General features: G+C 66.7%; 12 protein-coding genes. 4 read left to right on the plus strand and 8 right to left on the minus strand.

Translation table 11 applies throughout. From position 1 onward, the window contains the following. Window positions 1-151: 151 nt before the first annotated feature. The 4 genes from AAFP30_RS27110 to AAFP30_RS27125 all read right to left on the minus strand — a co-directional run bounded on the left by AAFP30_RS27110 (window position 152) and on the right by AAFP30_RS27125 (window position 3,790). The gene (locus AAFP30_RS27110) at window positions 152-865 is read right to left on the minus strand and encodes a maleylpyruvate isomerase family mycothiol-dependent enzyme (RefSeq protein ID WP_419233166.1); all 714 of its coding nucleotides are present in this window, start codon (window positions 863-865) and stop codon (window positions 152-154) included. Between the two features lie 17 nt (window positions 866-882). Further along, complete coding sequence (locus tag AAFP30_RS27115; RefSeq protein ID WP_419233167.1) at window positions 883-1,707, minus strand: fumarylacetoacetate hydrolase family protein; 825 nt, start codon at window positions 1,705-1,707, stop codon at window positions 883-885. Between the two features lie 87 nt (window positions 1,708-1,794). Further along, window positions 1,795-2,820: a cupin domain-containing protein gene (locus AAFP30_RS27120; protein ID WP_419233238.1), complete on the minus strand. Its 1,026-nt coding sequence runs from the start codon at window positions 2,818-2,820 to the stop codon at window positions 1,795-1,797. Window positions 2,821-2,974: 154 nt separating this feature from the next. Then, entirely contained in the window at window positions 2,975-3,790 is an 816-nt protein-coding gene (locus AAFP30_RS27125) for an IclR family transcriptional regulator (RefSeq protein ID WP_419233168.1), read from the minus strand. A gap of 49 nt (window positions 3,791-3,839) precedes the next feature. On the opposite strand from AAFP30_RS27125, the gene AAFP30_RS27130 reads away from it, so the two are divergent. Both AAFP30_RS27130 and AAFP30_RS27135 read left to right on the plus strand, forming a co-directional pair. After that, window positions 3,840-5,123 (plus strand): MFS transporter, encoded by a 1,284-nt coding sequence (locus AAFP30_RS27130; RefSeq protein ID WP_419233169.1) that lies wholly within the window; start codon window positions 3,840-3,842, stop codon window positions 5,121-5,123. Between the two features lie 96 nt (window positions 5,124-5,219). After that, window positions 5,220-6,437 carry an FAD-dependent monooxygenase gene (locus AAFP30_RS27135; RefSeq protein ID WP_419233170.1) on the plus strand — a complete coding sequence of 406 codons (1,218 nt, stop codon included), beginning with the start codon at window positions 5,220-5,222 and terminating at the stop codon, window positions 6,435-6,437. Between the two features lie 132 nt (window positions 6,438-6,569). On the opposite strand, the gene AAFP30_RS27140 is transcribed toward AAFP30_RS27135, so the two are convergent. Both AAFP30_RS27140 and AAFP30_RS27145 read right to left on the minus strand, forming a co-directional pair. Then, window positions 6,570-7,283 (minus strand): DedA family protein, encoded by a 714-nt coding sequence (locus AAFP30_RS27140; RefSeq protein WP_419233171.1) that lies wholly within the window; start codon window positions 7,281-7,283, stop codon window positions 6,570-6,572. A 70-nt stretch (window positions 7,284-7,353) separates the two neighbouring features. Next, on the minus strand, window positions 7,354-8,082 hold the full coding sequence (locus tag AAFP30_RS27145) for a VTT domain-containing protein (protein WP_419233172.1): 729 nt from the start codon (window positions 8,080-8,082) through the stop codon (window positions 7,354-7,356). A 154-nt stretch (window positions 8,083-8,236) separates the two neighbouring features. Here AAFP30_RS27145 and fbaA point away from each other — a divergent pair, with 154 nt between their 5' ends. Continuing rightward, entirely contained in the window at window positions 8,237-9,271 is a 1,035-nt protein-coding gene (gene fbaA, locus AAFP30_RS27150; RefSeq protein ID WP_419233173.1) for a class II fructose-bisphosphate aldolase, read from the plus strand. A gap of 78 nt (window positions 9,272-9,349) precedes the next feature. Here the strand turns inward: fbaA and AAFP30_RS27155 are convergent, their stop codons facing one another. Both AAFP30_RS27155 and AAFP30_RS27160 read right to left on the minus strand, forming a co-directional pair. Then, complete coding sequence (locus AAFP30_RS27155; RefSeq protein WP_419233174.1) at window positions 9,350-9,589, minus strand: hypothetical protein; 240 nt, start codon at window positions 9,587-9,589, stop codon at window positions 9,350-9,352. After that, window positions 9,586-11,748: a hypothetical protein gene (locus tag AAFP30_RS27160; RefSeq protein WP_419233175.1), complete on the minus strand. Its 2,163-nt coding sequence runs from the start codon at window positions 11,746-11,748 to the stop codon at window positions 9,586-9,588. Before AAFP30_RS27160 ends, AAFP30_RS27155 begins: the two co-directional genes overlap by 4 nt. Window positions 11,749-11,949: 201 nt before the next feature. Between AAFP30_RS27160 and AAFP30_RS27165 the strand changes: the two genes are divergently transcribed. Then, window positions 11,950-12,387 carry a DUF3151 domain-containing protein gene (locus tag AAFP30_RS27165; RefSeq protein WP_419233176.1) on the plus strand — a complete coding sequence of 146 codons (438 nt, stop codon included), beginning with the start codon at window positions 11,950-11,952 and terminating at the stop codon, window positions 12,385-12,387. Window positions 12,388-12,397 lie beyond the last annotated feature (10 nt).

The raw sequence follows: 12,397 nt of genomic DNA on the forward strand, positions 1-12,397 counted from the left end.
GCCCTGAATTTCCTTGACAGCGCCCAGATTTTCATCGACGGCGCCTGTGACGTCGTTATCCTGGGCGCTGTCAACGAAATTCAGGGCGCTGTCAACGTTCGTGCTGGGCGCGTGGGGGATGTCGGCCTGCGGCTAGGCGCGGGGCGGCGCTTTACAGCCAGCGGGGTGGGACGGCCGCGCTATCCGACTGGGCTCGCCCGGCCATCCAGCGCAGGACGGCGGGGGCGGGGCCGGATATTTCGACGCGGGTGCCGGTGAAATCGGGGTCGACGTCGATGGTGCCGGTGGGTGGGTTCAATCGCAGATCCGAGCCGGTTCCGTTGCGACGCCACGCATTGGTGATGTCGTCGATCAGGCTGGTGACCACCGGATCGGGGAACTCGGCGAAGGTTGCGCCCGAGGCGAGGTCGACGGCGTGAATCCAGACCTCGCGGGTACGCATCCAGGCGGTCTCGGCAACCGGGACGGTGCGTCCCTGAATGGTCTTGACCGGGAAGTCCCACCGATCGGCTGGCAGGTTGCGCCACTTCTCGTCGAGCCGGGCTGCGGTGTGATCGAAGAGGTTTCGCAGCGCGTGCGCGGGAAGGGTTGCGCCGCTGGTGATCTCCTCGTTGCGTGTCTCCAGTGACGGGTACATGGGCACCTCGTCGCCGGTGGCGGCCCACTCGACGAGGCGACTGATCGCGGCTGCGTTGTAGCCGACGTGGGCAACGAGGTGCTTGCGCGTCCAGCCCTCCAGTAGTGACGGCTCGTCGAGTTGGGCATCGGTGAGGGAGGCGAGAAGTCGGCCGAAATGAGCCGTACCGGCCCGCGCGATGGCGAGCCGGTCGGTCAGTTCCAGATCAGGAAAACTGTTCTGCGACATGGTGGTGAGCGTACTCGTCACTTCACGATGGTGCGGTTGCGCACCGCGCCCAGGCCCTCGATGGTGACCTCGACGGTCTGGCCGTCGCCGATGTAGCGGGCGGGCTTGCGGGCGTGGCCGACACCACCGGTTGTGCCGGTGATGATGACGTCGCCCGGGTTGAGGGTGACGATGTGCGAGATGTAGTCGACGAGCGCGGCCGGCTTGAACACCAGGTCGTCGGTGGTGGCGTGCTGCATGACCTCGCCGTCGAGGCGGGTCTCGATGACGCTGCCTAGTTCGTAGTTGGTGTCGAGCCACGGGCCGAAACCACTGGTCTTCTCGAAGTTCTTGCCCTGGTCCCACTGCAGGCTGCGGTACTGGTAGTCGCGCATCGTGTAGTCGTTGATGACCGAGTAACCGGCGATGTGGTCGGCGGCCTGTGCCTCGGACACCTGGTAGGCGGTGGCGCCGATGATGACGGCGAGTTCGGCCTCCCAGTCGAGTTCGGCGGCTGCGTATTGCGGGACGACGACGTCGTCGTAGGGACCCGTGAGCGCCTCGGCGACCTTGAGGAACAGGGTCGGGTGCTCCGGCAGGTCGCGGCCCATCTCGGTGATGTGGGTGGCGTAGTTCAGGCCGACGCAGAAGATCTTGCCGGGGCGGGGGACGACCGGTGCGAAGTCGGCGTCGTCGAGTGAAACGGTCTGTCCGGCGGCAGATTCAGCGATTGCGCGCCAATCGGACTGGGCGAGCAGCGAACCCACGTCGGGCTGGCCGTCGATGACGGTTGCGGTCTTGGCGTCGGTGTCGACGACGGCGGCGGAGGTGGTTCCGTTGAGGCGGAGGGTGGCGAGTTTCATTGGGTTCCTTTGTTGTTGGGTGTGGATGGTCTCGATACGCCGCGGGCTCGCTGCGCCCGCTCGTGGCTACTCGACCAGCGGGGATGGTCAGGAGTGGATGTGGGTGCGGTTGAAGTGCAGACGCTCGATGATCGGGGCGTCGGAAAAGGCGAACAGGTCGAGGTCGTTGTCGGCGGTGGCGGTCCACGGCACCCACGAGGGGACGACGGCGAGGTCGCCCTTGGCGAGTTGCTGGGTCTCGCCGCCCAGGGTGATCGAGCCGGTGCCGTCGAAGACCTGGAAGACGGTGGTGCCGACGTCCTGGCGGGTACGGGTGGTGGTCCCCGAACGCAGGCGGTGGAACTCGGCGCGGATGGTCGGCATCACGTCGCCACCGGTGGTCGGGTTGGTGTACCGCACAGCGGCGTGACCGGGCTCGGTGGTCGACGGGTAGCCCTCCAATTCCAGCGTCAACTGCTCGGTGAGCGCCGCATCGGTGTGCTCCCAGCGGTAAGCGGCGATCGGTGAGCTGGTCTTGGCGTCGAGGCCGACGAGCGGACGCAGCCCGGGATGCGACCAGAGGCGTTCGGCGCGAGAGATGTTCGGCATCGACTCGTCGCTGACGCCCTCGCAGCCGAACTCGAAGAAGCCGGTGTCGGCGTAGTAGCTGAACGGGATGTCCAGGCCGTCGATCCAGGCCATCGGGTTGTCGGTCTCGTTGTGGTGGCCGTGGAAGTTCCAGCCCGGGGTGAGTAGGAAATCGCCGCGGCGCATGGCGACCGGATCGCCGTTGACGACGGTCCACACGCCCTCGCCCTCGACGACGAAGCGGAAGGCGTTCTGGCTGTGCCGGTGCTCGGGTGCGGTCTCCCGCGGCCCGAGGTACTGGATCGCCGCCCACAGGGTGGGGCTGACGTAGGGGCGTCCGCCGAGGCCCGGATTGGCCAGTGCGATGGCGCGACGCTCACCGCCACGACCGACCGGCACCAGACGGCCGGCCTCCTCGGCGAGCGGCAGCAGATCGGCCCAGCGCCACACGTAGGGGATGGCCTGCGGCGACGGGCTCATCGGCATCAGGTCGCCGATCTGGGTCCACAGCGGGTTGAGGTGAGCCGACTCGAACTTCGCGTACATCGCGTCGAGCTCAGCCTGTTCCTGCGCCGTGGGCTCCGCTCCGGGCTTGATCGTGGTGGTCATCGCGTCTCTCCATCGGGTATGTGGTGGATCACTGAGAGACACGCTACGAGCCGTCGAACAACCCACGGCACGTATTTCTGTTGTGCAGAAATCAGGGATTGATGTCGGCGACGTCGAGTTCGGTCTCGCGGACTGCGCGACGCAGTTGCCCGATGAGTGGGCCTCGGGCGTGCGCTTCGTAGCGGGTGGCCGGAACCGCGACGGTGATCGCGCCGAGAGCGAGCCCATTCTGGTTGTGTACGACCATCCCGAAGGCGGCCACCCCGTCCTCGGTTTGCTGCAGGTTGATGCCGACGCCGGAGTTGCGCACGCGGCGGATCTCGGCGTGGAACCTGTTGAACTCGGCGCGAGGTAGTCGGGGGTCGGGGGAATCGCTGGCGGGTTCCTCGCCGTCGGGCAGCAGGTAGAGCTGTTCCAGAGTGGTCTCGGAGAGCTCGGCGAGCAGTGCACGACCGCCTGCGGTGCGGTGGGCGTCGAGCACCTGTCCGCGCCGGTCACCGACCCGCAGCATGCCCGCCGACTCGACCGAGTCGAGAAATCGTGCCTGCGTACCGACCCGGATCACCAGGTTGCTGGTCTCCCCGGTCAGGTCGGTCAGCGCCTCGAGATGCGGGCGGGACCGGTCGGTGAAATCACGGGTCCAGCCCTGCCGGGCCGGGCCGGCGCCGAGCGCGGGACCGGGGTGGTAGAGCCGGCGTTCGTCCTGCACCGCGAAACCGCGGTAGGTCAGCATCGCCAGCAGTCGATGTGCCGTGGAGTTGGCGACCCCGAGTTCGACGGCGGCGTCGGAGAGGCGGATCTCGCCGACGTCGCGCAGGACCTCCAGGAGGCGTAGCGCGTTGTCGACCGACTCGATGACATACGCGGGCCGTTCGATCTTGCGTCGGGCCGACGATGATTTCTGCATAGCAGAATTATATGGTTCGGTACTTGTGCGCGCCATCACTGTGGTTGACATGACCGCAGCACCACACACCGCACCGACGGGGGCCCTGACCCGCCTCCTCGGCACCACGAATCGGCGGGCGACCATCGCGTTGCTCGTCTGCTGGGCCTTCGTCATCTTCGACGGATACGACCTCATCGTCTACGGCAACGTGATCTCGCACTTGCAAGACGACTGGGGAATCAGCGCCTCGACCGCCGGCACGCTCGGCAGCCTCGCCTTCCTCGGCATGATGGTGGGCGCGGTGGTTGCCGGCCGGATCTCCGACCATGTCGGCCGCCGCCACGCGATCCTCGGGTGCGCCATCGTCCTGTCGGTGTTCACCGTCGCCTGTGCCTTCGCGACCGGGCCCGAGATGTTCGGCGTCTTCCGCTTCATCGCCGGCCTCGGCCTCGGTGGTCTGGTGCCGACCGTGAATGCGCTTGCCGCCGAACTGGTTCCGGAACGTCGACGCGCCGTGATCGCGACGATCATGATGTCCGGCGTGCCGATCGGTGGCTCGATCGCGGCGCTGGTGGGCATCCCGGTGATTCCCGCCTGGGGCTGGCGCCCGATGTTCTTGTTCGCCCTGATCCCGCTGGTGTTGCTGGTTCCGTTGGCGCTCAAGTTCTTTCCCGATACGGTGCGCCGCGACACGTCGTCGACTCATCGGGTGGGCTTCGGGGCGCTGTTCACCCCGAACTTCCGCGCCGCGACCATCCTATTCGCGCTGACCACCATGGTGACCCTGCTCGCCTGGTACGGGCTGGGCACCTGGTTGCCGAAGCTGATGCAGAAGAGCGGCACCGACCTCGGTAGTGCGCTGACCTTCGCGCTCGCCCTCAATCTCGGTGCGGTCGCCGGATCGTTCATCACCGCATGGGCGGCCACCCGGATCGGACCGATCCGCACCGGCATCATCGCCGCGTTCATCGCCGGCGCGGCGCTGCTGCTGTTGCTGACCGGACCCGCCGTCGGCGTGGTCTACGCCATCTTCGTCCTCGCCGGCGTCGGCACCCACGGAACGCAGTGCCTGATCATCGCCGCGGTCGCCACGTTCTATCCGGATCGACTGCGCGGCACCGCACTTGGCTGGGCACTCGGCGTCGGTCGCATCGGTGCGGTCGCCGCCCCGCAGATCGGTGGCTGGCTCATCGCCGCAGGCCTCGGCGCCAACTCCAACTTCGTCCTCTTCGGTGTCAGCGCGCTGATCGCCTCGGCGCTTCTCGCAGTGATCGGGTTCGGCCTGCGAAACCCGAAGTCTGACAACGACAACACCAATACTACGTCCACCACCGCACTTCCGGCCGTCTGAGCCGTACTCAGTCACTCACCCGCCCTTCGTGGCTCGTCGCTAGCGCTCCTCGCACCTCAGGGAGCGGGGGTCGCGCCCAGCTCAAAGGAGAAAACCATGTCCGCACTTCATGATTCACGAGTCCTGATCGCCGGTGGCGGTATCGGCGGCGCGGCAGCCGCCCTCGCCATGGCCCGCAAGGGTGCCTCGGTCACCCTCTTCGAGCGTGCACCCGAGTTCGGTGAGGTCGGTGCCGGCCTGCAGATCGGGCCGCACGGCTCGCGCATGCTCGACTCGTGGGGACTTCTCGACCCCGCCCTCGAGCGTGGTGTGCTGCCCGGCAACCTCGTGTTCCGGGACGCGGTCACCTCCGAGGAACTCACCCGCCTCGACCTGGGGCGCGACTTCCAAGCCCGCTACGGTGGCCCGTACTTCGTCATCCACCGCAGTGACCTCCACGCACTGCTGATCGAGGCGGCCCGCGACGCGGGCGCCGAACTGCTGACCTCGCAGACCGTCGACGACGTCATCACCGAGGGCAACCGTGCGGTGCTGACCACCGCCGACGGCAAGGCCCACGAGGCCGACGTCGTACTGGCGATGGACGGCCTCAAGTCACGACTGCGCACCAAGCTGTCCGACGACCAGCCGGTGTCATCGGGGTATGTCGCCTACCGCGGCACCTTCCCGATCGAGGATGTGCCGGACGGACAGGGCATCACCGACGTCGTCGGCTACATCGGTCCGCGCTGTCACTTCATCCAGTACCCGCTGCGTGGCGGATCGATGCTGAATCAGGTTGCGGTGTTCGAGTCAACGGGGTTCGCCGACGGCAAGGAAGAGTGGGGCGGCCCCGACGAGTTGGCCGTCGCCTACGACCACTGCCACCCGACGGTCCAGTCGGCCACCGATCACCTGTGGAAGGACCGCTGGTGGCCTATGTTCGACCGTGAGCCGATCGAAAACTGGGTTGACGGTCGGATGATCCTGCTCGGCGACGCCGCGCACCCGCCGCTGCAGTACCTGGCCTCCGGTGCGGTGATGGCGATCGAGGACGCCAAGTGCATCGCCGACTACGCCGACGAAGAACTGGCCATCGGCGGCGCCGACGCCTGGGATCGGACGCTGGCCGCGGTCAACGCCGAACGCGCCCCGCGCTGCAACCGCATCCTCACCACCGGCCGGATGTGGGGTGAGCTGTGGCACCTCGACGGCACTGCCCGTGTCGCGCGCAACGAACTGTTCCAGACCCGCGACACCTCGAGCTACAAGTACACCGACTGGCTGTGGGCGTACTCGAGCGATCGCGCGGGAGCCCTCGCCGCCGCCCGCTGATCCGTCGACTTACGGAAATGAGGTCGCATGCGACGTCGGGTGCGGCGTTTCGACCAGCTTCGGGCTCAACGAGCGGGGGTGCGTTTTGATCTGCGTCGGGCTCAACGGGCGGGCTGGCGATGTAGTGGCAGGTCAGACGGTGTCGGTGGAAGGGGTCTCCGGTGTTGCGTCGTCGAGGTTTTTCGCCGACCGGCGTCGCCGGTACCACTCGATGGCCATCGGCAGGACCGACAGGATGACGATCAGGATGAAGATCGGTTCGATGAGGTTCTGCACGAACTCGAATCGCCCGAGCCAGTAGCCGAGCAGGACGATGCCCGCACCCCAGACGATGGCGCCGGCCACGTTGTAGATGAAGAACACCGAGAACTTCATGCGGGCGGCACCGGCGACGATCGGGGCGATCGTGCGGACGATCGGGACGAAGCGGGCCAGGAAGATGGTGATCGGGCCGCGTTTCTCGAAGAACTCGTGCGCTTCGGTCAGATAGCGCTCCTTGAGGAAACGGGCGTCGGGTTTGAACATCTCGGTGCCGACGAAGCGACCGATCCAATACCCGATCTGACCACCGATGATCGCGGCGATCGGCACGAAGATCAGCAGTTGCCACAGGGACGCGAACTTGTCGATGCCTTCCTTACCGCCGGCGGCCACGACCATGCCCGCGACGAACAGCAGCGAATCGCCCGGCAGCACCGGAAACAGCACGCCCGATTCGATCAGGATGACCAGCAGCAGACCCCAGAACGCCCAGGCTCCGAACCAGGAGAGGACGTTGATCGGGTCGAGGATGCCGGGGAGGGCCACGACGGTCGTCGTGGTCTGGGCGAGTAGTGCTGAGGTCACGGCACATCAGGCTACGCGGTCACCCTGTGGGGTTGCCAAAAGCAAGCGGGGTGAAGCCTGGCGTCGGACCCTACGGACGCGGGGCGGTGGGCGCCGGGTCGTCGACGGTGTGGACCGGTTCTTCGGCGGCAGTCCGCCGCGACCGCAGCATCCGCTTGCCGATCTCGGTGATGATCGGCAGCACCGACACGAACACGATCAGCAGGAAGATATAGTCGACGTTGTCGCGGATGAAGGTGATCTGCCCGAGGAAGTAGCCGAGCAGCGTCACCCCGGCACCCCAGGCGATGGCGCCGACGATGTTGTAGGTGAGGAAGATCGGGTAGCGCATCTTGGCCGCACCGGCGACGAGCGGCGCGTAGGTTCGCACGATCGGCACGAATCGGGCGAGCACGATGGTCACCGGCCCGTGCTTCTCGAAGAACTCGTGCGCCTCGACGATGTAGCGCTCCTTGAGCACCTTGGCGTCGGGCTTGAACAGTGAGTAGCCGGCCCGGTTGCCGATCAGATACCCCACTTGGTCGCCGAGGAACGCCGCGATCGGGATGGTCAGCAACAGCACCCACAGCGGGGCGAAGGGCTCGATGTCGGTGGACTTCGCGGCCACGATCAGACCCGCGGTGAACAGTAGCGAATCGCCCGGGAGCAGCGGAAACAGTAGTCCCGACTCGATGAACACGACCAGCAGGAGGCCGGCCAGAATCCAGGTGCCGAACGAGTTGAGCAGGTTCACCGGATCGAGGAAACCCGGGAGCAGTGCCAGGTTTGTCGTATTTGTGGCTATTGCGAAGGTAGTCACGATAGCCGAGGGTACCGGGTGATTCTGAGGATTTCCTCGGACAAGGGCCATCGCGGGTTGTGGTCTGGTGCACGCAGCGAGAGTGACCTTGCCATACTGAACGGGAGTGACCGACTCGCCAGCGCGAGAAACCTATCCGGTTGGAGGACGTGAAATGCCGATTGCCACCCCCGATCAGTACGCCGAGATGTTCAAGAAGGCCAAGGACGGGGGGTACGCGTTTCCTGCGATCAACTGCACCTCGTCTTCCACCATCAATGCCGCGATCAAGGGCTTTGCCGATGCCGGCAGTGACGGCATCATCCAGTTCTCCACCGGCGGCGCCGAGTTCGGTTCCGGCCTGGGTATCAAGGAGATGGTGACCGGCGCGGTCGCGCTTGCCGAGTTCGCGCACGTGATCGCCGCCAAGTACGACATCACCATCGCCCTGCACACCGATCACTGTCCCAAGGACAAGCTGGACACCTACGTCCGTCCGCTGCTGGCAATCTCCCAGGAGCGCGTCGATGCAGGCAAGGATCCGCTGTTCCAGTCGCACATGTGGGACGGCAGTGCGGTGCCGATCGACGAGAACCTCCAGATCGCGCAGGAACTGCTGGCCAAGGCGGCAGCGGCGAAGATCATCCTCGAATGCGAGATCGGCGTCGTCGGCGGCGAAGAGGACGGTGTCGAGGCGGAGATCAACGACAAGTTGTTCACCACCCCCGAAGACTTCGAGAAGACCGTCGATGCGCTCGGCACCGGTGAGAAGGGTCACTACCTGCTCGCCGCCACGTTCGGCAACGTGCACGGTGTGTACAAGCCCGGCAACGTGAAGCTGCGCCCCGATGTGCTCAAGACCGGCCAGGACGTCGTCGTCAAGAAGCTGGGTCTGGCCGAGGGCTCCAAGCCGTTCGACTTCGTCTTCCACGGCGGCTCCGGCTCGCTCAAGAGCGAGATCGAAGAGGCGCTGAGCTACGGCGTGGTCAAGATGAACGTCGACACCGACACCCAGTACTCCTACACCCGGCCGATCGCCGGTCACATGTTCGAGAACTACGACGGTGTGCTCAAGGTCGACGGCGAGGTCGGCAACAAGAAGACCTACGACCCCCGCGTGTGGTCGAAGAAGGCCGAGGCGTCGATGTCGGAGCGCGTGGTCGAGGCCTGCACCGACCTGAAGTCGGTCGGCAAGTCGATCAGCGCCTGATCACTGCCCAACGAAAAGCGCCCGGTGCGAACCGGGCGCCTTTTTGTTGGTGCGTGGCGGGATTCGGCGTGGCAGGTGTCACATGGTGGCGAGACCGACGACGACCCCGACCGCGAGCAACAGCATCACGATCCCGGCGAGGATGACCGAGAGATCCACCCGACGCCGGGCGCGCGGTACGGCCGCCGCGGCGTAGTGGGTCTGGTACAGGTCAATCGGTTGCGCGATCGGCAACGGCCGGGTCGGTGGTTCGAACCAGACCGGCGGCTGCGGTTCACGCGGTGGGATCGGTCGGCGGTAGGCGGGCCCGTCGGTCACTGTGGCGTGCAGACCTTCCAGTCGTCACCGGACTTCTGCAGATTGATCGTCACGGTTTGCGGGGTCTGCGGCTTCGCGGTGTGGGTCGCCTCGACCTCCACCACGGCCTGGTTGCCGTCGTTGGTGATCTTCACCGCCTTCACGTCGCCGACCTGGATCAACTCGTTGCGGGTCTTCTGGCCGTTGTAGACATTCGCGAAGTCCGCGTCGCTGATGGACGCGTAGAACTCGTGCCGGTCTCCGCAGGTCACCGAACGCAGGGTGGTGAGGTCGCCGTCGTAGAGGGCCGTCGAGAAGGACTTCGCGACGTCGGCGGCCTCGTCGGCGGGGGCCGGGGTGCGCATGTTCATGAAGGCGAAGACGCCGGCTGCGATCGCTGCGATCACGACGATGGCTGCGGCGATCCACAGTCCGGTGTGGCGTTTGCGGCCGGCGGTCGCCGGTGCCGGCGTGGCCTTCGTCGTGGTTGCGCTGGTGCCGCCCGACTTGGTGTCCGCCTTGGCAGGGATGCGTTCGGGCTTGTGGGCCGTTGTGGACCAGCCGTCGGCCGCAGACTTCGACGGCTTGTCGGTTGGTGTCTTGTCGGTCGCGATCTTCGCGGCGGCGCCGGCTGCGACAGCGGCCCCCGCGCCGGCCGCGGCGGCCACCGCCGCAGTCTTGACGGTGGAGCCGGAGTCGTCGGACGTCGACTCGGGGAGCGGAGTGGTTGCGGTCGGTTCGCCGGTGTCCGCGTCGACCCAATCGTCCTCGTCGGGCGTCTGCTTCAGCGACTTGGTGATCGCTGGGATGGCCTCGGTCTCGGGATCCTCGGCCTGGGTTGCTATGGCTTCGGTGTCTTCGGTGTCTTCGACGGCCTCGACGTCGTCGGTGACCGGCGCGACGACCTTCATCACCTTGGTCTCGCTGTCACCGGGGGCTTCGGTGCCGCCGGTGGGCGTGATGTGGGGCGAGGCGTCGTCCTTCTCGGCCGAGTCGGTGTCGGTGGTGTCCTTGTCGGTCGGATCGCTGTCGGTGCTGTCGCTCAGGGCGTCGATGTGCTCGAGGTCGTCGAGCTCGCTGGTGTCGGGGAGATCCTCGCGGCGGATGACCTTGGTGGCCGAGTCGATGCCGCGGCCACCCTTGGGAGTGGGCCGCGTGACCGGGGTGTCGTCGGCGGTGGTGGCCGGTGTGTCGTTGGTCGGCGTCTCGTCGGCTTCAGCGTTGTCGGCCTCTGGCGAGTCGGCGTCAGCGTTGTCGGCCTCTGCGGTGTCGGACTCAGTCGTGTCGGATTCGTCTGCGGCCTCATCCGTGTCGGCGTCCCCCGATTCGGCCTCAGCTTCAGCTTCAGGTTCGGGTTCGGCCTGAGCCTCGGCCTCAGCTTCAGGTTCGGCCTGAGCTTCGGCAGCGGTTTCGGTTGGGGCCTCGTCGACGGGTTCATCGTCGACAGACTCGCCGTCGGTTGCGTCCTCGTGGTGTGGGGTGATCGCGTGCTCGGTGTCGTCGGCTTTCGACGCCGACTCCGCCTCCCACGCCGTGGCCTCGGCTTCGGGAGGCTCGCCCTGGTTGGCGTCGGCGGCGTCCTGGGGTTCGGCTTCGGTCTCGGTGCCTGCCGGGGCGTTGTCCGACGACTCTGCGATGGTGTCGTCGGTGCCCGCGTCATGGGGCGTGATGGCGTGTTCTTCGGCCTCGGACTCCGGCTCGTCCGCATCGGCCGCCGCGGTGGCTTCCGCGGAGGGCTCGGACTCGTCGCCGGACTCGTCGACCTCGGATTCGTCGGCCTCGGACTCGTCGGTGATGTCGACGACGTCATCGGTGTCCGTTTCGTCCGCCTTGTCCGACGCGGAATCCGCTTCGGCTGCTTCGCTTTCCGGTGTGTCGTCCACCTGAGGCGCCGCGTCGGTGCTCTCGATGGTCTCGGTCTCGGCGGCGGGGGTGTCGCCCGGGGTCGCTGCCGAGGCGGAGGTTTCGTCGGTGTCGGTAGTCACCGTGTCTGTCGTCTCCGCTTCCGTCGTCTCGGGTTCGGTCGTCGTCTCCGCGGTCACTGCCGGGCCGGTCGACTTCGGGATCTCGATGACCGAGTCGTCCGGTCCGCGACGAACCCCGGCCGTGCGGTCGTTCCGGCTGCGCCATGCGGAGACCGCACGGCGCAGCAAACCCTTGTCATCCTGCGATCCAGGCATGTGGTGTTACACCCCGCTAATCCGAAGTCGACGATGGTCGGCGTTCCCTCACCAAAGGAACTGCGCCCGAGTTCGGCATCCGTCTCGCTGCCGATCGCGCCATTCACCCTAGCGAATCACTCGGACAATGACGGATTCGACGGGCTGTGATGTCGCCGGAGGTCCGGTGAAGTGCGTTACGAGAGGTGCTTGAATGAACGGGTGACTTCTTTCGGAGATCTGCTCGGCCCGCAGCCGGTTCTGCTCACCGGCGACGACGAGGCCGAATCTGACCTGCTCAATGGTGCGGATGCGGCGGCAACCGCGGCTGCGCACCCGACCGCGTCGATCGCCTGGGCGCACCTGGCCGAGGCTGCGCTCGACGATTCCGACGGCGGCGCCACCGTCGCCAAGGTGATCGAGGCCTACGCCTACGCCCGCACCGGCTATCACCGCGGTCTCGACCAGCTGCGGCGCCACGGGTGGAAGGGCTTCGGCCCCGTGCCGTGGAGCCACGAACCCAACCAGGGCTTCCTGCGATGCGTGGGCGCGCTGGCCCGTGCGGCGAAGTGGATCGGGGAGGAAGACGAATACCTTCGCTGCCTCGATCTGCTCAACGACAGCGATCCGGCCGCGGCCGGACACCTCGGCCTCGCCTGACCCCAGCGCC

Source organism: Gordonia sp. CPCC 205515, assembly GCF_048537925.1.
GTDB lineage: Bacteria > Actinomycetota > Actinomycetes > Mycobacteriales > Mycobacteriaceae > Gordonia.